Annotated in this window: 18 protein-coding genes and 1 pseudogene; 2 read left to right on the top strand and 17 right to left on the bottom strand. The window is 64.4% G+C overall.

Annotated features, from left to right (window positions below):
• Positions 1-200: 200 nt before the first annotated feature.
• From ACHMW7_RS26855 to ACHMW7_RS26870, 4 genes are all read right to left on the bottom strand, one after another.
• Positions 201-1715 (bottom strand): tripartite tricarboxylate transporter permease, encoded by a 1515-nt coding sequence (locus ACHMW7_RS26855; protein WP_395448424.1) that lies wholly within the window; start codon positions 1713-1715, stop codon positions 201-203.
• A 27-nt stretch (positions 1716-1742) separates the two neighbouring features.
• A complete protein-coding gene (locus ACHMW7_RS26860; RefSeq protein WP_395448425.1) occupies positions 1743-2231 on the bottom strand; it encodes a tripartite tricarboxylate transporter TctB family protein in 489 nt (162 codons plus the stop codon).
• Positions 2228-3172 (bottom strand): Bug family tripartite tricarboxylate transporter substrate binding protein, encoded by a 945-nt coding sequence (locus ACHMW7_RS26865; RefSeq protein WP_395448426.1) that lies wholly within the window; start codon positions 3170-3172, stop codon positions 2228-2230. The genes ACHMW7_RS26860 and ACHMW7_RS26865 overlap by 4 nt, the downstream gene beginning before the upstream one ends.
• 310 nt (positions 3173-3482) lie before the next feature.
• Positions 3483-4547, bottom strand: coding sequence for an ABC transporter substrate-binding protein (locus ACHMW7_RS26870; protein WP_395451453.1), 1065 nt, complete (start codon positions 4545-4547; stop codon positions 3483-3485).
• Positions 4548-4675: 128 nt separating this feature from the next.
• On the opposite strand from ACHMW7_RS26870, the gene ACHMW7_RS26875 reads away from it, so the two are divergent.
• Together ACHMW7_RS26875 and ACHMW7_RS26880 are read left to right on the top strand one after the other, a co-directional pair.
• The gene (locus ACHMW7_RS26875; protein ID WP_395448427.1) at positions 4676-5350 is read left to right on the top strand and encodes a response regulator; all 675 of its coding nucleotides are present in this window, start codon (positions 4676-4678) and stop codon (positions 5348-5350) included.
• Positions 5350-6741 (top strand): sensor histidine kinase N-terminal domain-containing protein, encoded by a 1392-nt coding sequence (locus ACHMW7_RS26880; protein WP_395448428.1) that lies wholly within the window; start codon positions 5350-5352, stop codon positions 6739-6741. The genes ACHMW7_RS26875 and ACHMW7_RS26880 overlap by 1 nt, the downstream gene beginning before the upstream one ends.
• A 155-nt stretch (positions 6742-6896) precedes the next feature.
• Here ACHMW7_RS26880 and ACHMW7_RS26885 read toward each other — a convergent pair whose 3' ends face one another.
• From ACHMW7_RS26885 to ACHMW7_RS26945, 13 genes and pseudogenes are all read right to left on the bottom strand, one after another.
• Positions 6897-7598, bottom strand: coding sequence for a tRNA (guanine(46)-N(7))-methyltransferase TrmB (locus tag ACHMW7_RS26885; protein WP_395448429.1), 702 nt, complete (start codon positions 7596-7598; stop codon positions 6897-6899).
• A 16-nt stretch (positions 7599-7614) separates the two neighbouring features.
• Entirely contained in the window at positions 7615-8922 is a 1308-nt protein-coding gene (gene metK, locus ACHMW7_RS26890; RefSeq protein ID WP_395451454.1) for a methionine adenosyltransferase, read from the bottom strand.
• A 212-nt stretch (positions 8923-9134) separates the two neighbouring features.
• Entirely contained in the window at positions 9135-9554 is a 420-nt protein-coding gene (locus ACHMW7_RS26895; RefSeq protein ID WP_395448430.1) for a helix-turn-helix domain-containing protein, read from the bottom strand.
• A 141-nt stretch (positions 9555-9695) separates the two neighbouring features.
• Positions 9696-11288 carry an apolipoprotein N-acyltransferase gene (lnt, locus tag ACHMW7_RS26900; protein ID WP_395448431.1) on the bottom strand — a complete coding sequence of 531 codons (1593 nt, stop codon included), beginning with the start codon at positions 11286-11288 and terminating at the stop codon, positions 9696-9698.
• 88 nt (positions 11289-11376) lie between these two features.
• Positions 11377-12447, bottom strand: a complete 1071-nt coding sequence (locus ACHMW7_RS26905) for a hemolysin family protein (protein ID WP_395448432.1) — start codon at positions 12445-12447, stop codon at positions 11377-11379.
• A gap of 26 nt (positions 12448-12473) precedes the next feature.
• A complete protein-coding gene (gene ybeY, locus ACHMW7_RS26910; protein WP_395448433.1) occupies positions 12474-12986 on the bottom strand; it encodes an rRNA maturation RNase YbeY in 513 nt (170 codons plus the stop codon).
• An 18-nt stretch (positions 12987-13004) separates the two neighbouring features.
• Complete coding sequence (locus ACHMW7_RS26915) at positions 13005-13997, bottom strand: PhoH family protein (RefSeq protein WP_395451455.1); 993 nt, start codon at positions 13995-13997, stop codon at positions 13005-13007.
• Between the two features lie 74 nt (positions 13998-14071).
• Positions 14072-15481: a tRNA (N6-isopentenyl adenosine(37)-C2)-methylthiotransferase MiaB gene (miaB, locus tag ACHMW7_RS26920; protein WP_395448434.1), complete on the bottom strand. Its 1410-nt coding sequence runs from the start codon at positions 15479-15481 to the stop codon at positions 14072-14074.
• Positions 15482-15563: 82 nt separating this feature from the next.
• Entirely contained in the window at positions 15564-16364 is an 801-nt protein-coding gene (locus tag ACHMW7_RS26925; RefSeq protein ID WP_395448435.1) for a lysophospholipid acyltransferase family protein, read from the bottom strand.
• A gap of 32 nt (positions 16365-16396) precedes the next feature.
• Positions 16397-16886: pseudogene (locus ACHMW7_RS26930) on the bottom strand (GNAT family N-acetyltransferase).
• Positions 16883-17566, bottom strand: coding sequence for a tRNA (adenosine(37)-N6)-threonylcarbamoyltransferase complex dimerization subunit type 1 TsaB (tsaB, locus tag ACHMW7_RS26935; protein ID WP_395448436.1), 684 nt, complete (start codon positions 17564-17566; stop codon positions 16883-16885). The pseudogene ACHMW7_RS26930 and the gene tsaB overlap by 4 nt, the downstream one beginning before the upstream one ends.
• Positions 17567-17747: 181 nt before the next feature.
• On the bottom strand, positions 17748-19919 hold the full coding sequence (locus ACHMW7_RS26940; protein ID WP_395448437.1) for a malate synthase G: 2172 nt from the start codon (positions 19917-19919) through the stop codon (positions 17748-17750).
• Between the two features lie 148 nt (positions 19920-20067).
• A complete protein-coding gene (locus ACHMW7_RS26945; RefSeq protein WP_395448438.1) occupies positions 20068-22101 on the bottom strand; it encodes a hydantoinase/oxoprolinase N-terminal domain-containing protein in 2034 nt (677 codons plus the stop codon).
• Positions 22102-22127: the final 26 nt, after the last annotated feature.

Consider the following 22127-nt stretch of genomic DNA (forward strand, 5'->3'; position numbering starts at 1 on the left):
GTTTCAGGGTAGAGAGCGCACACCGCTGCCCACGTCATTGGCGTAGGCCGAGACGTCGGCCAAGTGGGCCGTGCTCCGGAGCGGCAGGTTATTTTGGCCGTCGCTCTGTCCCTGGCAGTTTCCGCCTCCCCTGAGAGGCAAAGAAAAAGCCGAGGCCGGAAATCCGGGCCTCGGCTTTTTTGTTTCAGGACCGACCAGTCTCAGTCTTCGTTGGCGCCAAGCTGAGCCAGCACCTTGCCGCGGCCACGGGCGCGCAAATAGAGCGGCAGCAGCACCGCGGTGGCCGCAAGCAACAGCAGAATGACCGCAATCGGCGATCCCAGCAGGATCGACGGGTCGCCCTGGCTGATCGCCAGCGCGCGACGCAACTGCTGCTCGGCCATTGGCCCCAGAATCAACCCCACCACCACAGGTGCTATCGGATAACCGAAGCGGCGCAGGCCGTAGCCGAGCAGGCCGAATGCCAGAAGCATGCCGAGTTCGAATGTCGACGGGTTGGCGCCGATAGTGCCAAGCGTCGCGAACAGCAAGATGCCCGAGTAGAGCCAGGGCAGCGGGATGGTCAGGAGCCTGACCCAGACGCCGATCAGCGGCAGGTTGAGCACCAGCAGCATCAGGTTTGCAACCAGCAAGGAGGCGATCAGGCCCCAGACCAGCTGCGGGTTGGTGGCGAAGAGCAGCGGGCCCGGCTGCAGGCCGAACTGCTGGAAGCCAGCGAGCATGATCGCGGCGGTCGCCGTGGTCGGCAGGCCGAGCGTCAGCAGCGGCACCAGCGTGCCGGCAGCCGACGCATTGTTGGCCGCTTCCGGTCCAGCGACGCCTTCGATCGCGCCATGGCCGAACTCTTCGGGCTTCTTGGCCAGGTTCTTTTCCACCGAATACGACAGGAAGGTACCGATTTCAGCACCGCCAGCCGGCATGGCGCCGATCGGGAAACCGATCGCGGTGCCACGCAGCCATGGCTTCCATGACCGGCTCCAGTCTTCGCGCGTCATCCAGACCGATCCCTTGATCGCCTGGATGGTCGAATCGCCGCCCTTACTGGCGGCAACGCTGAGCGCTTCGCCGACGGCGAACAACGCCACCGCAAGCGTCGTCACCTCGATGCCGTCGAGCAGGTCGGGGATGCCGAAGGCCAGGCGCGCCTGGCCAGTCTGCAGGTCGATACCGATCAGGCCGAGCCCCAGGCCGATGAACAGCGCGGTCAGACCGCGCAGCGTCGAGTCGCCGAAGGCAGCGGAGACGGTCATGAAGGCCAGGATCATCAGCGCGAAATACTCGGCCGGGCCGAACGACAGCGCCATCTTGACGACTGTCGGTGCGATGAAGGCGAGGCCGATGGTGGCGATCAGGCCGGCGACGAACGAGCCGATGGCGGCCGTCGCCAAAGCAGGTCCGCCGCGCCCGGCGCGCGCCATCTTGTTACCTTCGAGCGCCGTGACGATCGAGGCACTTTCGCCAGGCGTGTTGAGCAGGATCGACGTCGTCGAGCCGCCATACATGCCGCCGTAATAGATGCCGGCAAACATGATCAGCGACCCCGCGGGATCAAGCTTGTAGGTGACGGGCAGCAGCAGGGCGACGGTAAGTGCCGGGCCGATGCCGGGAAGAACGCCGACAGCCGTGCCGAGCGTCACGCCGATCAGCGCATACAGCATGTTCATCGGCTCAAGAGCCGTGAGCAATCCCTGCGCGAGCAGACCAAAGGTATCCATTTAGAGCCGAGCTCCCTTGATAATCGCTCAGAACAGCAGGTGTTCGAGCGGGCCGGCGGGCAGCGAGAGCTGCAGTCCCTTGGCGAAAATGACCCAGACGACGAACGAAAGCACGATGCCGATGGGGATCGTCTTCCACAACGGCCCGCGGCCGAATGCGCGTGCTGTCGCGGCGAAGAGCAATCCGGTGGCGATCGAGAAGCCGGCCGCCTTGAGCAGCAGCATCTGCGCGGCAAGACCGCCGACGATCCACAGGATCGGGCTGATTTCTTGTTTCTCGCGCTCGGGAAAATCGCCACGCCAGGCTTCGAAGACCGTCCAGATCGACAGGCCGAAGAACGCCACTGATATCACATAGGGAAACGTCGTCGGGCCGACCCGGGCATAGTTGGCGCCGGCGCCATGGCTGGCGGTGCTCCAGGCGATGACGACCGAAACCACCATGAGCAGGGCGGCGATGGCAAGCGCCGCCCAATCGGGGCGGCGCCTTTCTTGCTGCTGGTTGTCCAGGCTCATTTCACCAGGCCGATGTCTTTCAGGATCGCGGACGTCGCCTCGGTGTCCTTCTTCAGCTGGGCTGCGAAGTCGTCGCCGGCGAGGTAGGTGTTGGCCCAGCCCTTGTCAGCGAGGATCTTCGTCCACGAGGCCGAAGTCACCATCTTCTCGACGTCGGCGAGCACAGCTGCCTTCTGCTCGGCCGAGATGCCGGGAGCAGCAGCGACCATGCGCCAGTTCTGGATCGAGACGTCAACGCCGCCTTCCTTGAAGGTCGGGGCGTCGATGCCCTCGACCTTGGCATCGGACGAGATGCCGATGATGCGCAGCGTGCCGGCCTTGATCTGCTCGGCGAATTCGCCGTAGCCGGAAATGCCGACGGTCACCTGGCCGCCGAGGATGGCAGCGAGTGCTTCGCCACCGCCGGAGTAGGCGATGTAGTTGACCTTGGTCGGGTCGACGCCGGTTGCCTTGGCAATCAGGCCCGCCGTGATGTGGTCGGTGCCGCCGGCCGAGCCGCCGCCCCAGGAAACCGCACCCGGATCAGCCTTGAGCTTGGCAACGAGGCCAGCCATGTCCTTGATGTCGGAGGCGGCCGGGACGACCAGCGCTTCGTATTCGCCGGTCAAGCGGGCGATCGGGGTGACCTGGTCGAGCGTGACGGGCGAGGCGTTGGTCAGGATGGCGCCGACCATGACGTAGCCGCCGACGATGAGCTGGGCCGGGTCGCCGCTGGCCTGGTTGACGAACTGGGCGAGGCCGATGGTGCCGCCGGCGCCCGGAACGTTGTTGACCTGGACCGAGCTGGAGATCTTCTCGTCCTGGAGCGCGGTCTGCATCGAACGCGCGGTCTGGTCCCAACCGCCGCCGGGGGCTGCAGGTGCCATGATCTTGTAGTCGGCCGCGGCGGCCGGCAGGGCAAGCGCGCCCGCGATGATGGATGCCAATACGAACTGCTTCATTGCTGTTCCTCCCTTGCCCACGCGCGCGGGGCAAAATGCTTTTTCAGTTTCGAAGCCCGCGCCTGAGGCAGCGTCTCGGAACCTGGGGAGAAGGAACTGGCCGGCTTAAGGGCCTGCCATGACAGCAGCGTTTCCCGGCTCCTCTGCGCAGCGGTGAGAACCGCCGTCGGGTAGCCTTAGCGGAAACGTGTTCGAAGTCCTCCCGAACTTTCCGAGCCTCGCCGCCTCCAACGGATGGGCCAAAACTTCCCTATCGCAGCAACCTGACATCAGACTGACACCGATGCAACAGCTTGGGTACATCCTGACGTCAAGGGTTGCGCAGGGCCTCGTTCCAGCGCTCGATGACACGGCTACGCTTGACCTGGTCGAGATAGACCATCAGGCCGGGACTGACCGGCACCGGACGCAATTGGCCGCCGAGCACCTCCTGCATCCGGTTGGCGGTGTTCTCGCCCGACACCTCCGGATTGACGGCGGCGATCTGCAATTCGCGCGCCATCACCGTCTGACCTTCGGCCGACATGAAATATTCGAGATAGCGGCGGCCGAGGTCGGGCGACTTGGCCGCCGCCGGCACCAGGCCGATGCGCGACATCACCACCGTGTAGTCCTTGGGCAGGACGATGCCGACATCGGGATTACGCGCCGCCCAGTCGGCGGCATAGGAGCCGAGGATGTTGTAGCCAAGCACGAAACGGCCGTCGGCGATGCGCTCCAGGATCGCGCCGCTTGTCGAATACAGCTTCACCCCTGCCGCCCCCATGGCGCGGATCACCGACCAGATGTCGGGGTACTGCTCCTGGTCGCGCGCCATGAACATGAAGCCGACGCCGGAGCGCTCGATGTCGTAGGTGGCGATCCGGCCATAGACCTTGTCGCCCTGGGTCTTGAGATAGTCGACGAACTGGCCGCGCGTCGCCGGTGGCGGGGCGTCCCTGAAGCTCGGCTTGTGGTAGACGAACACCGCCGGCTCGTAGGTCAGCGCATAGGCGGTGTCGCGCCAGTTGGCCCAGCGCGGCCAGCGCTCTGATAGAGGCAACCGGCTTTCCTGGGCATAGCCGTCATTGGCGAGCTTGACCTGAAGGTCCATGGCCGAGGAAAAGGCGATGTCGGCGGTGCCCTTGCCGGCGTCGGTCTCGGCGACGACGCGGTCGTAGATGTCGACGGTCTGGAGATCTTCGTACCTGACGGCGACGCCGGGATTGGCTTTCTGGAAACCTTCGATCATCGGCTTGGCCAACGGCGCGTCGAGCGAGGAATAGACGACAAGCGTACGCGCATCCGAAGCGCCGTTGAGCGCCGGGAAGACGGTGACTTCGGCCCGGGCGGGCACTGAAAGGCAAAGCAGAGCGGTGAGGATGGCCAGGCGCATGATCGCCGGACCATGCAACAGCAACGCCTGCGGCACAACGGCGAAGCACTGATGATACACATGAGGGGCACTGGACCTTTGCCTGGCGAATAGGCATCGTCCTGATGGGGCGGGCAAGGAGAATACGGGTGCGCATTCTGGTGGTGGAGGACAACGCGACGCTGGCCGGCGGGCTGGCGGCAGTGCTCAAGGGCAGCGGCTATGCCGTCGATGTCGTCGGCGATGGCGCCTCCGCCGTGGCGGTGCTGGCTACCGAGCGTTTCGACCTCGTTATTCTCGACCTCAACCTGCCCGAAATGGACGGCCTCGACGTTTTGCGTACCATGCGCGGACGCCAGCATGACGCCGCCGTGCTGATCCTGTCGGCGCGGCATTCGCTCGACGAGCGGGTCAAGGGGCTTGACCTCGGTGCTGACGACTACATGGTCAAGCCGTTCGACGTCGGCGAACTGGAGGCCCGGGTACGCACGCTGTTGCGCCGCCGCGCCGGGCTCAAGGCAGCGACAGTCACCTTCGGCGAGGTGGCGCTCGACCTCAATACACGCAGCTTCTCGTCGCGTGGGGCGGCCATCGACATTCCGGCACGCGAGCTGGCGCTGCTCGAAACGCTGTTCATGCGCGCCGGCAAGGTTGTCGCCAAGCAGGCGATCATCGAATCGCTGGCCGGCTTCGACGAGGATTTGAGCGCCAACGCCATCGAGCAATATGTCAGCCGCCTGCGCAAGCGCCTCGCCCCTTACGGCCTGACGGTACGGACGGCGCGCGGCATCGGCTACTATCTCGAAAAGATCCTAAGCCGCTGATGGCACGGACCAGACCCTATTCGCTGCGCAGCCGGCTGCTGCTGTGGCTGCTGGTGCCGCTGGTCACTATCGGCCTGATCGCGCTCGCCGACACCTATCGCGAAGCTGTCGATACCGCCAACGCCGTCTCCGATCGCGTGCTGGCCGGCTCGGCCCTGGCGATTGCCGAGCGCGTCGTGGTGGCCGAAGACGGCACGCTCGAAGTCGACATTCCTTACGTGGCGCTCGAAATGCTGACCTCGGCGGCACAGGACCGCGTTTTCTACCGCGTCGACGGGCCCGACGGTTTCATCACCGGCTATCAGGCGCTGCCGGTCATCGAGGGGCTTGAGCAGGAGGAAAGCGGTTATGCCGACGCCAATTTCCGCGGCGAGCCGATCCGGCTGACCTCGCTGTCTCGCGCCGCCTCGACGGGCGCAACCTCGATACCGTTCGTCGTCACCATTGCCGAGACGACGATCGCCCGCACCCAGCTGGCGCAGACGATCCTGCTGCGCTCGGCGCTCAGGCTCGCCATCCTGATCGGCAGCGCCGCCGCCATCGTCTGGCTCGCCGTCACCTTCTCGCTTCGTCCGCTCTACCGGCTGCGCGACGCGATTGCCGAACGCAATCCCGACGACCTGCATCCGATCGAGCAGTCGGTACCGAAGGAGGTGCGCGGGCTTGTCGACACCGTCAATTCCTTCATGGGCCGGCTCGGATCGGCGCTCGGCGCGATGCGGCATTTCACCGGCAATGCCAGCCACCAGCTGCGCACGCCGCTGACCATCATCCGCACCCAACTGGCGCTTGCCTCGCGCGCGCACTCGCTCGAGGAGGCACGCCGCGCAGCCCGCATCGGCGACGAGGCGGTGGCCCATGCCGAGCGCGTCATCGCCCAGTTGCTGCTGCTTGCCAAGGTCGATGAAGCGGCATCCGACAGGCTCAAGAACCTCGGCGCGGTCAATCTGACCGAACTTGCCCAGCAGCTCACCGCCGACCGGGTCACCCAGGCCCATGCCGCCGGCATCGACCTCGGCTTCGAGGGTGAAGAGGCACTGTATGTGCGCGGCGAACCGATAATGCTCAGCGAAATGATCCGCAACCTGATCGAAAACGTGCTCGCTTATGCCGGCAATGGCGCGGAGGCGACCGTGAAGGTGCTCGACAGCGGCCCGGACGTGGTGCTGGAGGTCGAAGACACGGGGCCCGGCATTCCGGCGGGAGAGCTTGAAAGCGTGCGCCAGCGTTTCGTGCGTGGGCGCGAGGGCGACAAGCCAGGAGCCGGCCTTGGCCTGCCGATCGTCGAGGAAATCGCCTCGCTTTTTGGCGGCCGGCTGGAGCTGTTGGCGGGCGCCGACGGGCGCGGGCTCAGGGTACGGGTGGCGTTTGCTGCGGCCACCGAGGGCTGACAGGCTCTCCGAGGGCAGATGTTTGGCGCGCAAGGACAAACAGCGCCAGTCATACAGCCTATTCCGCCCAGTCAGGCTTCCCTGCCCCGTCCATTACCCGCCTTCACTGCGTTCAGGCGCCTTGTCCCACAAGGGGATAGGGAAAGGCGCGGGGTTTAGACGCGAATGAACGTCAAATACGCCGGGGTGCGGTTTTCGCGGATCGCCTTGGCCTCGTAACGCGTCCGCGTCCAGCCCTCATAGGGCGTGTGCCAGTCGGCGGCGTCGGCCGCCTGCCACTCGAAGGCAGGATGGGCCCGGCAATGCTGCAGCGTCCAGTTCACATAGGTGTCGATGTCGGAGGCAAAGCGGAATTTCGCGCCGCTTTTCAGCACGCGGGCAAAGCGGTCGAGATTGACCGGGCTGACGAAGCGGCGCTTCCAGTGCTTCTTCTTGCGCCACGGGTCGGGATAAAGCAGGTCGATGCCGTCGAGCGAGGCCTCAGGCAGCCAGTCGAGCAACTGGGTGGCGTCTTCGTCATAGAGGCGGATGTTGGCGAGCGGCTTTTCGTCGAGCACAGCCGTCATCTTGGCCATGCCATTGACGAAGGGCTCGATGCCGATAAAGCCGTCATCGGGATTGTTCGCGGCGATATGGCGAAGGTGTTCGCCGCCGCCGAAACCGATCTCCAGCCTGACCTTCGAAACCTTAGCTTCGAACATCGAGCGCAGATCGGCGGGAGCGGCCACGCCAAGGTCGATGCCAAGGCGGGCCAGTCCTGACTCAAGCGCCTCCGCCTGATGCGGGCGGATAGCCTTGCCGCGCCGCCGCCCGAAAAAGGCTTCGCTGGTGCGCGTGCGGCGCGGTTCCTGTTCCATCGATATCACGGTCGCCTTAGGCGGCGACCGCATCCTTGATTGCCTTCACCAGATCGGTCTTTTCCCACGAGAAAGAACCGTCGCGACCGGCCTTGCGGCCGAAATGGCCGTAGGACGAGGTCTTGGCGTAGATCGGCTTGTTGAGGTCGAGGTGACGGCGGATGCCCGACGGCGACAGGTCCATGACCAGGCGCAGCGCATCTTCCAGCACCGCCTCGTCGACCTTGCCGGTGCCGTGCAGGTCGACATAGACCGACAGCGGCTGGGCAACGCCGATGGCGTAGGACAGCTGGATGGTGCAGCGGTCAGCAAGCTTCGCCGCAACCACGTTCTTGGCGAGGTAACGCGCGGCATAGGCGGCCGAACGGTCGACCTTGGTGGTGTCCTTGCCGGAGAACGCGCCGCCGCCATGCGGGGCTGCGCCGCCGTAGGTGTCGACGATGATCTTGCGGCCGGTCAGGCCAGCATCGCCGTCAGGACCACCGATGACGAACTTGCCGGTCGGGTTGATGTACCAGTTGCAGTCGTTGGCGATTTCGAGGTCGCCCAGGGCTTCGCGGATGTAGGGCTCGACGACCTTACGGACCTTGCCCGAATCCCAGCTGCCGTCGAGGTGCTGGGTCGACAGCACGATCTGTGTGACCTCGTGGGCCTTGCCATCCTGGTAGCGCACGGTGACCTGGCTCTTAGCGTCAGGACCGAGCTTGCCGGCATCGCCCTTGTTTTCGTGGCGGGCGGTAGCGAGCAGTTCGAGAATCTTGTGGCTGTAGTAGATCGGCGCCGGCATCAAATCAGGCGTCTCGCGGCAGGCATAACCGAACATGATGCCCTGGTCGCCGGCACCTTCCTCGCCCTGGCGGTCGGAAGCGCTGTCGACGCCCTGGCCGATGTCGGGCGACTGGCCATGCAGCAGCACATCGATGCGGGCAGTCTTCCAGTGGAAGCCGGCCTGCTCGTAGCCGATGGCGCGGATGGCCTTGCGAGCCACCGACTTGAACTTGGACGGATTGACGACCGGGTGGCCGGCGGCATCCTTCACGATCTGGCCGTTCTTGTCTTTCTTCAGCAGCGTGTCGGGCACGCGGACTTCGCCGGCGATCACGACGCGGTTGGTGGTTGCCAGAGTTTCACAGGCAACGCGGACCTTCCACGGATCCATGCCGGTCTTTTTGGCTTCACGGTAGACGAGATCGACGATCTCATCGGAAATGCGGTCGCACACCTTGTCGGGGTGACCTTCGGATACGGACTCGGAAGTGAAGAGATAATTCTGCCGCTGCACGGGATGTCCCCTCTGGAAAGCGATCGGCGCGATGCCGATCATTTGGCGCGACACGTGTTAGCGAAGCCTGCCAGACCTCGTCAAGCAGGCTTTCGTCGCGGAACTCTTGTTAATGCAAGGGCGTGGCGACGGCGCATCGCCGCCACCCTCGCGCATCGGCCCGAAAATCGAACTCGATCTTCGAAAACACGATGTGCAATTCAAACACCTAGAGCGCCCTTTGTGCGTCGGTTCGGACGCACGGCGCCCTGGCGTTACTGCTCTTCGTCGTCGGCCAGAACCTTGGCCAATTCGATAACTTTGCGCCGGACCTTGGGGTTGGAAATCCGGGCAAAGGCGCGGTTGAGCTGGAGACCTTCGGCACTCGAGAGAAAATCGACCACGAAAGAGGTGGACGAATCTTCCGACAGGCCTTTTTGCTCGCTGCCGTCAGCACCAGGGGCGTCCTCGAAGAAGAAGGCGACCGGAACGCTCAGGATTTGAGCGATGGCTTGCAAGCGACTCGCTCCAACCCGATTCGTTCCTTTTTCATACTTCTGGATCTGCTGGAAAGTAATCCCCAGGCTCTCCCCAAGTTTTTCTTGGCTCATACCTAGCATATTGCGTCGCAGGCGAATGCGTCCGCCGACGTATACGTCGGTCGGATTTGGTTTTTTCTTGTTCTCTTTTTCCACTGTCTTTCCTCGCCGGATTTTTCCAGCTTATTATTTGGGCAGGTAACCCACTTCAGGGCAGTTTATATCGTCCGCGCGTGGACGTTGATTGGCGCAGCTTCAGGCTGCGCGGCGACATATGAGTTTCTAACAACCGCAGTGTCAATTCGCCCTGAGCCTCTGTCTGAGCTTCAAGCCACTTGCCGCAACGGCAATCAACAACATGATCAGGAAACCGTTAACGCGCGAAGGCAGCGGCGGGGCAGCGCCAATGGCCGCCACCGGAAGCGAGACATCGATGGTGCCGCGAACATTCATCGCAAGTGCATCCACAACTCGTCCGCTTGGGTCGATAATGCCGGAAATTCCTGTGTTGGCCGCGCGCAGGACCGGCAACCCATTCTCGACTGCGCGGACCTGCGATTGCCGGAAATGCTGGTATGGGCCCGGGGTGTCGCCAAACCACGCGTCGTTGGTCACATTCACCATAATCTCAGTTGACGCTGCGTCAACTGCAACCAGACGGGGAAAGATTATTTCGTAGCAGATGAAGGCCGCCGCCTTGAGGCCGCCCGGCAGATCGAGCGGGCGCCGGTTGGCCCCGGCGGAGAAGTTCATCGGCCCGGCCACCAGTTGCGAAAGCCCGATCCGCTCCATCAGCCCGGCGAACGGGATATATTCGCCGAAAGGAACAAGGTGCACCTTGTCGACGGCGTCGACAATCTCGCCCTTGTCGTTGATGCTGACGACGGAATTGTAATAGCGGGCTTCCTCGCCGGCGCCTGATTCGCCCTCGGCACGCACGGTGCCGGCCATCAGCATCTGGCCCTCGGCCAGCATGTCGCCGATCGCCACCAGCGCGTCCGGCCGCTCGGTGAACAGGAACGGCACGGACGTTTCGGGCCAGACAATCAGGTCCGGCTTGCTGGCGCCCGGCTTGGGTGCCGCAGCCGACAGCTGAAGCATGCTGGCAAAGATGCGGTCACGGACGCGGCCATCCCATTTTTCGCTGAGGTCGATGTTGGGCTGGACGACACGGACATTGATCGTGCGGCCGGCAGGCGCGGCAGGTGTCACCAGCCTGACATAACCGTAGGCGGCGTGCGCGGCGACCAGCACCGCCGCCAGCGAAAGGCCAAGCTTGAGATTGCGTCGGTCGGCAAGCAGCGCTGGCATGGCGAAGACGAAAATAGCCAGCACGTTCATGCCGGTGACGCCGATCACCGACACGCTCTGCATGAACAGCGGCGTCGGCATGGCGGCAAAGCCGAGCGGGTTCCATGGGAAACCGGTGAACAGGAAGGTGCGCAGCCATTCGGTCAGACCGAAGGCGAAGGCCAAGGCCGCGATGCGGCCGATGCCGTCGCTCCACAACAGCCGCGCCAATGCCGCGGCGAAGCCGTAGAAGAAGGCCAGGATCAGCGGAATGCCGACAACGGCAAAAGGCAACGCCCAGGCAAAACTCTCGGCCTCGACCAGAAGCGCGCCGCCGACCCACCACAGCCCGGCAAGGAAATAGCCGAAACCGAACCACCAGCCGGTGGCAAAGGCCGGCACGAGCCGACGCAGGAAACCTGCCGGCCTGTCGGCGACGGCACCATCAAGCAGCCAGACAAGAATCGGGAAAGAAACGAAGCAGGCAGCGAAGAAATCGTAGGGTGCCTGGCCCAGGACGGCGAAGGCGCCGGCCACAAAGGCGACCAGCGCCCTTTTCCATCCCCACAGCAGAATTATCCGCCCAGCGTGGCGCTCCATCCGTGCCCCTCTTCGCAGAATCACGGATCGAAGGTGTAGCAGCACCGCAAGGCGGCACCAAATGGCGGACCGCCCGGGCAGGCAAGGCTCACGCCTGTTCAGCCTTGGCGCGACGGCGGCGCTCGCTCTTGACGCTGTGGACGATGCGAACGCGCTTGACCCGGCGTGGGTCGGCGTCAAGCACGTGGAACTCGAAGCCGGGGATCGCCTGCACCACCTCGCCGCGCGCCGGCACGCGGCCGAGCGCGTTGAAGATCATGCCGCCGATGGTGTCGACATATTCGCTGTGTTCGCCGGGCGAGAATTCCTCACCCAGCACCTTGGCGACTTCCTCGATCTCGGCCTTGCCGTCGACGACATAGACGCCGTCTCCCGCCTGGGTGATCATCGGCTCGTCGTCATCATGCTCGTCTTCGATGTCGCCGACGACCATCTCGACGATGTCTTCCAGCGAAACCAGCCCGTCGGTGCCGCCATATTCGTCGATGACCAGCGCCATCTGGGTGCGCGTCGCCTGCATGCGGCTCATCAGGTCGGAGGCCAGCATCGACGGCGGCACGAACAGCACCGTGCGGATGAGGTTCAGTTCGCCGATGTTGCGCTTGAGGTCGACCTGGGCGAGGTCGATCTGCACGTCAGCGGGCTGGGTCTTGCGCGCCCTGCCCTTCTTGACGCGCGCACCACGGGTGATGTGGGCCAGCACGTCGCGGATATGGACCATGCCGCGCGGATCATCGAGGGTTTCGACATAGACCGGCATGCGCGAGTGGCCGGACTGCTCGAACACCGCGAGAAGTTCTCCCAGTGTCGTCGACAGCTCGATCGCCTCGACGTCGGCGCGCGGCACCATGACGTCCTCGACCCTGACTTCGCGGAGCCTAAGGATGTTGTTGAGCATGGCGCGTTCGCCGGGCGAAAACGAATCGGCGTCGCTGCCGGTTTCGGCCAGCGCGTCGACAATTTCCTCACGGATATTGGTGCCGTTGCTGCGGTGACGGAAAAGCCTGGTCAGCCGCTCGATGAAGGATGGCCGGTCGGCCTGGGGGTCGTGCGTCGCTTGTAACGGCGCACTGGTACTAGGTCCGTCCTCGGTCTGGTCGGAGGCCTTTGCCGCGGTTCCCGGATCGGGCGTGGCGGCAGTCTCTGTTTTGTCGTTCATCGTCTTCCGGTCGTTGTTCGTCCCTGTTACGCGTAGGGATCGGGAATGGCAAGCCTCGCCAGCGCCTGGCGCTCCAGGGCCTCCATCTCCTCGGCCTCCTCGTCGGTCTCGTGATCATACCCCAAAAGGTGCAGGAGTCCGTGGATTATGAGGTGGGTGATGTGGTTTTCGAGCGACTTTCCTTCAAGCTCGGCCTCGCGCACCACCGTCTCGTAGGCGAGAACGATGTCGCCGAGCATCGGCGGCAGCGGGTCGCCCGGCGCCATCGGAAAGGCCGGAAAGGACAGCACGTTGGTCGGCTTGTCCTTTTGGCGCCATTCGGCGTTGAGGCTCTGGATGCTGTCGTCGTCGGTGAAAACCAGGCTGAGTTCGACGCCCTCGACGACGTCCACCTCGGCTTCCGCCAAAGCGGCAGGCACGGCGCGGTCGACAAGCGCCCGAAGCGCGTCCTCGCTTGGCCAGCCGCCTTCCTCGATCATCAGATCGATGTCGAGGCCGCCCTCCGCGAAGGAGGACGGCGTTGTCTTCTTGTCAGGCATTGCCAAAACCGTTCCCGATCAACCCTCGGTGCCGAGGCCGCGCGCGACCTTGCCGTCACGGTCATAGGCCCGGACGATCTCGGCGACGAGCGGGTGGCGGACCACGTCGGTGTCGTTGAAGCGCACCGTCACCGCGCCCGGCACACCGTCAAGGATGCGCAAAGCCTCGACAAGGCCCGACTTGGTGTTGGGCGGCAGGTCGATCTGGGTCGGATCGCCTGTGATGATCATGCGCGAATTCTCGCCGAGACGCGTCAGGAACATCTTCATCTGCATCGAGGTGGTGTTCTGCGCCTCGTCGAGGATGACCGCGGCATGGGCCAGCGTGCGGCCGCGCATGAAGGCGAGCGGGGCGATCTCGATGACCTCGGCGGCGATGGCGCGCTCGACCTTGTCGGCCGGCATCATGTCGTAGAGCGCGTCATAGAGCGGGCGCAGGTAGGGATCGACCTTTTCCTTCATGTCGCCGGGCAGGAAGCCCAGGCGTTCGCCCGCCTCGACAGCCGGGCGTGACAGGATGATGCGCTCGACCATGCCGCGTTCGAGCAGCATGGCGGCATGCGCCACCGCGAGATAGGTCTTGCCGGTACCGGCGGGACCGATGCCGAACACCAGTTCCGAACGCTCCAGCGCGCGCATATAGGCGTCCTGGTTGAGCGAACGGGCATAGATCGTACGCTTGCGCGTCGAGATCTGGGCGGCCGCCATCTTGCCCTTGCGCTCCAGCGTCGGCAGCGTCAGCTGGTCGTCAGGGGCAACTGCCATGCGCACGGCACCGTCTACGTCGGACTGGGCCAATTCGCCGCCTTTCTGCAGGATGGCATAAAGATGATCGAGGGCGCGGCGTGCCTGTTCGGCTGATGTGGCGCTGCCCTTGATGGTCAGCTGGTTGCCGCGCGAACGAATGTCGACGCCGAGTTTCTGTTCGAGACGGGCCAGGTTCTCGTCGAACTGGCCGTATAGCGCACTGGCTAGCTTGTTGTTGTCGAAGGTCAGTACGATGTGCGCCATGTCAGACGCCCCGGAGGGCAGGTTCTTGAGTTCAGCAGCGCTCAACCGTCTCTCCTCATCTGCCGTACGGCCGATCAGACCGCTTCGGCGAACAGGCTGTTGGTGCCTGTCTTCGTGATTCGCACATCAACAATGTCACCGATTTCGCCGGCCTTTTCATCAACAATAACCGGCTGCAACCAAGGAGAGCGTCCGACGATCTGTCCGGGCTCGCGGCCGGGCTTTTCGATCAGGGTCGAAATCGTCATGCCGACCAGCCCGTCGGCGAAGGCATGCTGCTGCTGGGTGATCAGCTGCTGCAGCCTCTGCAGGCGAACGTCCTTGATCTTTTCCTCGACATGGCCGTCCATTTCGGCGCCCGGCGTGCCGGGGCGCGGCGAATATTTGAACGTATAGGCCGAGGCGTAATTGGTGGCTCGCACGATCTCCATCGTAGCTTCGAAATCTTCATCCGTCTCGCCCGGAAATCCGACGATGAAGTCGCCCGACATGGCGATATCGGGACGTGCGCCACGGATGCGGTCGATCAGCTTGAGATAATCGGCCGCCGTATGCCGGCGGTTCATCGCCTTCAAGATGCGGTCCGAGCCCGACTGCACCGGCAGATGCAGGTAAGGCATCAACGCTGCGAGGTCGCGATGGGCTGCAATCAGTTCGTCGTCCATGTCACGCGGATGGCTGGTGGTGTAGCGCAGCCTGGCTATGCCGGGGATTTCAGCGAGGCGGTAAAGCAGTCGCCCCAGACCCCATTCCTTGCCGTCGGCACCCTCGCCGTGCCAGGCGTTGACGTTTTGGCCAAGCAGGGTGACTTCGCGCACGCCGGCCTCGGCCAGCCTTTCGGCCTCGGTGACGATCTGGGCGACCGAGCGCGACACTTCCGAGCCCCTGGTATAAGGCACGACACAGAAGGTGCAGAACTTGTCGCAACCTTCCTGCACCGTCAGGAAGGCGGTGACGCCGCGCTTGGCGACCTCGGACTTCCTTGGCTGCGGCAGGTGCTCGAACTTGTCTTCGAGCGCATATTCTGTCTCGACGACCTTCTGACCGCCGCGCGCCCTGCGCACGACCTCCGGCAAGCGATGATAGGTCTGTGGGCCGACGACCAGATCGACGGCCGAGGCGCGGCGAAGGATTTCGCGGCCTTCGGCCTGGGCGACACAGCCGGTGACGCCGACGATCAATTCGCGGCCGTTTTCAGCCCGCTCGGCCTTGAGTTTGCCCAGACGGCCGAGCTGCGAATAGACCTTCTCCGCTGCCTTCTCCCTGATGTGGCAGGTGTTGAGCAAAATGAGGTCGGCTTCTTCGATGGTCTCGGTCGCGGCATAGCCGTCGGCAGCGAGCGCATCGCTCATGCGCTGCGAGTCGTAGACATTCATCTGGCAGCCATAGGTCTTGATGAAGACCTTCTTAGCCGAGCCTGTTGCCGTCGAGGCCAGCTCCGCTGAGCTTGCCGGGACTATGGTAGAGATGTCATCGAGTTCCATGCGGCGCCTATTAGCGCCTTTCCGCAGCAAAAAACAGCCGGTTTAGGCCCAGCGCATCGGCGCCGTTCGGTCAGGCGGCGTTCTACCGCGCCGGCACCGGCTGACCGAGCGACTGCAGCATCATTTCGTGCACGCGCTCTTCCATCAGCCGGGTCGCTTCCTTGCGGCTCGACTTGGCCGAAAAATCGATCGGTTCGCCGAAGCGGATTTCAACGTCGAGCCCGCCTTCGGCCAGCAACTGGCCGACATGCGGCACCAGATCCATGTCGCCGATCCAGCTGGCGATCGGACGATGCTGGCGACCGAGCGGAATGCCGTGGATGCGGGTATAGGCGATCGACACCGGCTGGATGACGACATGCTCGGCTGCCCCTTCGGCAATCGCCATCGAGGCTGCGCCAAACAGCGTGCTCTTGAACGGCAAAAGCAAATTACCGTCGCCGGTGCTGCCTTCGGCAAACAGCACCATCGCATTGCCGGCGGCGAGGCGCCGGGCGATCTCGCTGGCCTGGTCGCCCGACTTGCGCTTGCGTTCGCGCTCGATGAAGACGGTGCGCTGCAGCCGCGACAGGAAACCGAAGATCGGCCAGCCGTTCAGTTCCGACTTGGCGATGAAGGTGACGTCGAACCTGGAACCGAGCGCCATGATGTCGCTCCACGAGATGTGGTTGGACGCGATCATCAGCGGCCGGGTCTTTACCATCTCGCCGACGACGTGCACCCGCATGCCAAGCGCCCTGAGCATGGCGCGGTGCCAGACCTTCAGGATCACGGTTTCCGGCCACCAGCCGGTCTTCATCGAGATGACCTGCAGCGGCACGAGCACCAGCGAGGCCACAACCATCCAAGCGAGCGCGAGCCCTGTGCGGATCTTTCCGATCATGTAGCCCTCAACGCCCCCGAACGGGCCTCTGGCTAGCGAAGATCGAGCCGCATGACAAGCGCGCCTGTCGCGCCTTGCGCCGACTGGTAATAATTCGGGCGTTTGCCGACCTCGTGGAAACCGAACTTGCGGTAGAGCCCGATTGCCGGCGCATTGGTCTCGTCGACCTCGAGGAACAGCGCTTCGGCACGCTGGGCATGCAACTCGCGCAGCACCGCATCCATCAGCCGCCAGCCCAGGCCGTAGCGGCGATGCGCACGCGACACGGCAATGGTCAGGATTTCCGCCTCGCCCGCCGCCAGCCGCGCCAGCACGAAGCCTGCCGGTGCCTCGGCGCCATGGCCGATCTGGCGCACAGCAAAGCCGAACACCGTGTCCTGTGCGAGCAGCGACGAAAACTCGTCGCCCGACCAGGGGACGAACGAAATCCTCGCGATGCAGAGGAGCGATTACCGCGCTGTCGTCGACCGAGAGCGGCTGGAGCGCATAGTCACGGCGCAGCGGCCAGAACGGCAGTTTCATTTCTGTTCCCTCGGCAAGACAAAGCCGGCTTGCGGCTTGGCATCGGGCGCGCGGAGATAGACCGGCCTCGGCCGTTCGCCAGGCTCCTTGCCAGCAGCAATGCGCGCATAGGTGCCGATGTCGGCGGTCGCCAGCCGGGGACCGAAGGCGAACGCCTTGTCGACCGCCACCGCGTCGGCGACCAGCCGCGCAGCGGTTCCGGCCAACGCCATCCGCCCGGAGGCGGCTATCGCGGCAGCCTCAGCCAGCGACAGGACCCCCGGTTGGCGCAGCACCTGTCCTTTTTCGTCATAGACAGCCGCGTGGATTTCCTCACGGCCGGCGTCGAGCGCGGCAAGCACAGTCGTCGGGCCAAGCAGGGCACGCGTTTCCGCAGCCAACGCTTCCAGCGTGGTGACGCCGACCGCCGGGACCTTCAGCGCCAGCGAAAAGCCGCGCGCCGCCGATACAGCGACCCGCACGCCGGTAAACGAGCCTGGACCGGTGGACACCGCAATCCGCCCGAGATCGGCATAAGCGACGCCAGCTTGCGCAAGTGCTTCTCCCACCACCGCCATCAGGTGCTCGGCGTGGCCCTTGCCGAGATCGCGCACGGAACGGCCAAGCTCGCGGCCGGCGTCGGCATCATGGACGCTGGCGGCACAGAGGCTTGCGGCACAGTCGATGGCGAGCAGGATCATGATGCTGGCCCGTATTGCTGATTTTCCCCTTGTGGGGAGTGAGATGCGGTCCACGAAGCGGACGAAAAGCCAATTGCTTGGCTTTTCGAGCATCGAACGCCGGCAGGCCAGAGGGGGGTGCGAAGGAACGCGTACATGCGCATCAATTTATCACGGACTGCGTCGCATTCCGTTTGAAACATCAACCCCGCGCCTGTGCCTTGAGTTCGAGGCGGCGCTTGTGGAGGACCGGTTCGGTGTAGCCATTGGGCTGGGCGCGGCCTTCGAAGACGAGGTCGCAGGCGGCACGGAAGGCGGTCGACTGGTCGAACTCGGGTGCCATCGGTCTGTAGAGCGGATCACCGACATTCTGTCGGTCGACGATCGCTGCCATGCGCTGCAGCGAATCCATCACCTGGATATGCGAGCAGACATCGTGGCGCAGCCAGTTGGCGATGTGCTGGGAGGAAATGCGCAAGGTGGCGCGGTCTTCCATCAGCCCGACGTCGTTGATGTCGGGAACCTTCGAGCAGCCGACGCCCTGGTCGATCCAGCGCACGACATAGCCGAGGATGCCTTGCGCGTTGTTGTCGAGCTCGCGCTGAACCTCGTCAGGCGTCCAGTTGGGACGGACAACGACCGGCACCGACAGGATGTCGTCGAGCCGCGCCTTGGGACGAGACTTCAGCTCGGCCTGGACGGCGTGCACGTCGACCTTGTGGTAGTGGGTGGCATGAAGGGTGGCTGCCGTCGGCGACGGCACCCAGGCGGTGTTGGCGCCGGCCTTGGGGTGGGCGATCTTCTGTTCCAGCATCGCTGCCATCAGATCGGGCATCGCCCACATGCCCTTGCCGATCTGGGCATGGCCCGACAGACCACATTCCAGCCCGGTGTCGACATTCCAGGCTTCATAGGCATTGATCCACGGCGCCTGCTTCATGTCGCCCTTGCGCACCATCGGGCCGGCTTCCATCGAGCTGTGGATCTCGTCGCCGGTGCGGTCGAGGAAGCCGGTGTTGATGAACACCACACGTTCCTTGGCAGCACGGATGCACTCCTTGAGGTTGATCGTGGTGCGCCGCTCCTCGTCCATGATGCCCATCTTGATGGTCTTCCTGGGCATGCCGACCAGGCGCTCGACACGGTCGAAGATCTCGACGGCAAAGGCCACTTCCTCGGGGCCATGCATCTTCGGCTTGACGACATACATCGAGCCCGCGCGGGAGTTCATGCGACGGCCATTGGTGCCGACGTCGTGCAGCGCAATCAAGGCGGTGATCGCCGCATCCATGATGCCTTCGGGCACCTGGTTGCCGTCGCGGTCGATGATCGCTGGATTGGTCATCAGGTGGCCGACATTGCGCACCAGCATCAAAGAGCGGCCGGGCAGCTTGACCACGCCGCCATCGGGAGCGGTGTAGGAACGATCGGCGTTGAGCTTGCGGGTGACCGGCTTGCCGCCCTTGTCGAAGGTCTCGGACAGGTCGCCGCGCATCAGGCCGAGCCAGTTGCGGTAGACCACGACCTTGTCTTCGGCATCGACCGCGGCAACCGAATCCTCGCAGTCCTGGATGGTGGTCAGGGCCGACTCCAGCACCATGTCGGAGATGCCGGCCGGATCGGTCTTGCCGATCGCACTTTCCCTGTTGACCACCACTTCGACATGCAGGCCGTTCTTGGACAGCAGCACGGCGTCGGGATTCTTGGCCTCACCGCGATAGCCGGCGAATTGTCTTGCGTCGCCCAGCGAAACTGCACCGGAAGCAGCGGCAAGCACCAGCTTGCCATCAACAACCGCAAGCCCGCTGACATCGCTCCAGCTACCAGAGGCCAAAGGTGCCGACTGATCGAGGAACGCCTTGGCCCAGGCGATGACCTTTTGGCCACGCTTGGGATTATAGCCCTTGGTCTTTTCGGCACCATCGGCATCGGAGATCGCGTCGGTGCCGTAAAGCGCATCATAGAGCGAACCCCAGCGCGCATTGGCGGCGTTGAGCGCGTAACGCGCATTCATCACCGGCACCACCAGCTGCGGCCCGGCGACGGTGGCGATCTCGGCATCGACATTGTCGGTGGTGACGGCAAAGGCCGGGCCTTCCGCCACGAGATAACCGATCTCGGACAAAAACGCCTTGTAGGCGGCCATGTCGTGCGGCGCGCCATGCTTGCGGTACCAGGCATCGAGCTTGAGCTGGAAGTCGTCGCGCTTTTCCAAAAGCGCCCGGTTCTTCGGGCCAAGATCATGCACGATATCAGCAAACCCCGCCCAGAACGCATCGACCTCGACACCAGTCCCCGGCAAAGCCTCCGCAACAACAAAGTCGTGAAGATCGCGCGCAATCGAAAGGCCGTGAAGATCGACAGTATCGGTCATGAGATGCGCTCCAGAATGCCGGCGCCGCGGGGGCGGTCAAGACAAGGTTTTCGGGCGTTTGGCACGCAAAGCGCGCAGGGTCAATTCGTCCAATGTTGCAAGGCAGTATTTGATTTGGCGCCAGCCGCCGTGCAAATCGATTTAGCCGTCAAACCGCTATCCGAGGCCTGCCGGCGGCAATTGCCACGACATGCGCCTCGATGAACATGCGCTGGCCTTCGACCGTGGAGACGTTGACCTCGGTCGCGATCTCGACTTCGGCCGCATCGGTGCCGGCATCGTTCGCCCGCACGGCGACGATGGCGCGCGCCTCGGCTTCGGCAGCGGCCATCGCCGCGTCCTCGTCGGTGAAGTCTCGCAGGATTTCGCCAACCGACAGCCGGAACAGCCCTTCCTTGGGCTGGCTGACGCGCGCCTCGGCGGTCACGCGCACCTGTCCGACCACGGCGCCAAGTGCGTTGGCAACGTCGGTATCTTCAGGCACCACGCATTCGTTGCCGACCAGTTGTGGCAGGCCGGCATAATGCAGCGGCGCGGAAGCGCCCAGGCCGATCACCGGACGGTCGAGCGCGACAGACAGCCGGGCGATGCCTTCATGGCCATCGACGGCACGCTGCACCAGCGCGTGCGCCACCGTCGCAGCTCCATCGAGCCCGTCTTCGGCAAAGGCAGTTTCGAGGATCACTTCGGCCGAGAGGCGGGTGAGCGTCGCCAGCACGCGTTCGGACAAGGCTTCCGGCGTCGCGGCGATCGGCTGGCCGCGTCCGTCGCGCTTGCGGGCGAACAGCTCAGCACCTAGCCGCGCCGCCGCCTCGTCCCAATTGGCCTGCCTGCCAAGCACATGGGCGGCGTCGGACGGGGTGAAGCCTGAGACATGAACCAGCCCGCGCGACACCAGGCGATTGAGCGTGGCGCTCTGGGCGTTGGAAGTCAGCAGCCGGTCGATAGGTTGCGGCACATCCGTGATCGTGTCGTAGAGCTTGGCTTCGGGCGGCGTCAGCCCGGCGGCCAGATGTTCAGGCACGCCGGTGCGGACAGCGAACCGGCCATCCATGCGGCCTGGATTGGGCGCGCGCAGTTGCCGCTCCAATTCGCTCGTCACCGCCTCGCCATGCATCATGCCGGCGAGCGCCAGCGGCACCAGCCGGCGCGGCCCGAGCGACATTTTGGGCTTCAGCCCGCCCTCCTCCAGCGCCACTTCCGAATCCCCGCCGAGACCGAAGGTGCGCATCGCAACCGCCTCGACCATGGTGCGGAAACCGCCGACGGTGGCGCCCTCGGGATCGAGCCGCGGCCGGCCATGCTCAAGCACGGCAACGTCGGTGGTGGTACCGCCGATATCGGAGACGACGGCATTGTCGAGCCCGGTCATGTGGCGGGCGCCGACAAGGCTGGCGGCAGGACCGGACAGGATGGTCTCGATCGGGCGCTGGCGGGCGAACGCGGCCGAGACCAGCGCACCATCGCCGCGCACCACCATCAGCGGGGCATTGATGCCGCGCATGTCGAGAAAACCCTCGGTGGCGGCGACGAGGCGGTCGATCATCGAGATCAGCCGCGCGTTGAGCAGCGTCGTCAGCGCCCGGCGCGGACCGCCGAGCTTGGCCGAGAGCTCGTGGCTGGCAGTCACCGGCAGGCCGGTCTTTTGCCGGATCAGGTCACGGGCGGCGATCTCATGGGCCGGGTTGCGGGTGGCGAAATAGGCGCAAACGGCGAAACCGGAGACGGATTTTGCAAGGTCGGGCAGTGCCGCCGCAAGCGCAGCGAGATCGAGTGTGCGGGCGTTGCCATGGACATCATGGCCGCCGGAGCAGAGCACCAGCGGGTCGGTGCCGAGCGCGGTCTTCAAGCCGTCGCGGGCGAGGTCGGCCTCGGCAAAGCCGATCATGACAAGTGCGACGCGCCCGCCCTGGCCCTCGACCAACGCGTTGGTGGCAAGCGTCGTCGACATCGACACCAGCTTGATGGCGGCGGGGTTGACGCCCGCTTTGTCCAGCACCGCATCGACAGCCCCCGAAATGCCGACGGCGAGATCGTGGCGGGTGGTCAGCGCCTTGGCCTTGGCCAGCACCTTGCCCTGCGGGCCCGATGCCTCGGACCACAATACGGCATCGGTGTAGGTGCCGCCGGTGTCGATCCCGAGAAAAAGCGGGGCGTGGCGGAGGGGATGGCTGGCGTGCATGCGCAGGAGTTCCGGAGTTCTTAATC

Origin of the sequence: Aminobacter sp. UC22_36 (assembly GCF_044056035.1) — a bacterium.
GTDB lineage: Bacteria > Pseudomonadota > Alphaproteobacteria > Rhizobiales > Rhizobiaceae > Aminobacter.

Coding starts and splice junctions, on each gene's coding strand:
- lnt (WP_395448431.1), bottom strand. CDS start 11,288: ATGGAGCGCCACGCTGGGCGGATAATTCTGCTGTGGGGATGGAAAAGG.
- ACHMW7_RS26860 (WP_395448425.1), bottom strand. CDS start 2,231: ATGAGCCTGGACAACCAGCAGCAAGAAAGGCGCCGCCCCGATTGGGCG.
- ACHMW7_RS26855 (WP_395448424.1), bottom strand. CDS start 1,715: ATGGATACCTTTGGTCTGCTCGCGCAGGGATTGCTCACGGCTCTTGAG.
- ACHMW7_RS26880 (WP_395448428.1), top strand. CDS start 5,350: ATGGCACGGACCAGACCCTATTCGCTGCGCAGCCGGCTGCTGCTGTGG.
- ACHMW7_RS26885 (WP_395448429.1), bottom strand. CDS start 7,598: ATGGAACAGGAACCGCGCCGCACGCGCACCAGCGAAGCCTTTTTCGGG.
- tsaB (WP_395448436.1), bottom strand. CDS start 17,566: ATGATCCTGCTCGCCATCGACTGTGCCGCAAGCCTCTGTGCCGCCAGC.
- miaB (WP_395448434.1), bottom strand. CDS start 15,481: ATGGAACTCGATGACATCTCTACCATAGTCCCGGCAAGCTCAGCGGAG.
- ACHMW7_RS26905 (WP_395448432.1), bottom strand. CDS start 12,447: ATGAACGACAAAACAGAGACTGCCGCCACGCCCGATCCGGGAACCGCG.
- ACHMW7_RS26865 (WP_395448426.1), bottom strand. CDS start 3,172: ATGAAGCAGTTCGTATTGGCATCCATCATCGCGGGCGCGCTTGCCCTG.
- ACHMW7_RS26925 (WP_395448435.1), bottom strand. CDS start 16,364: ATGATCGGAAAGATCCGCACAGGGCTCGCGCTCGCTTGGATGGTTGTG.
- ACHMW7_RS26870 (WP_395451453.1), bottom strand. CDS start 4,547: ATGCGCCTGGCCATCCTCACCGCTCTGCTTTGCCTTTCAGTGCCCGCC.
- ybeY (WP_395448433.1), bottom strand. CDS start 12,986: ATGCCTGACAAGAAGACAACGCCGTCCTCCTTCGCGGAGGGCGGCCTC.
- metK (WP_395451454.1), bottom strand. CDS start 8,922: ATGATCGGCATCGCGCCGATCGCTTTCCAGAGGGGACATCCCGTGCAG.
- ACHMW7_RS26940 (WP_395448437.1), bottom strand. CDS start 19,919: ATGACCGATACTGTCGATCTTCACGGCCTTTCGATTGCGCGCGATCTT.
- ACHMW7_RS26945 (WP_395448438.1), bottom strand. CDS start 22,101: ATGCACGCCAGCCATCCCCTCCGCCACGCCCCGCTTTTTCTCGGGATC.
- ACHMW7_RS26915 (WP_395451455.1), bottom strand. CDS start 13,997: ATGGCGCACATCGTACTGACCTTCGACAACAACAAGCTAGCCAGTGCG.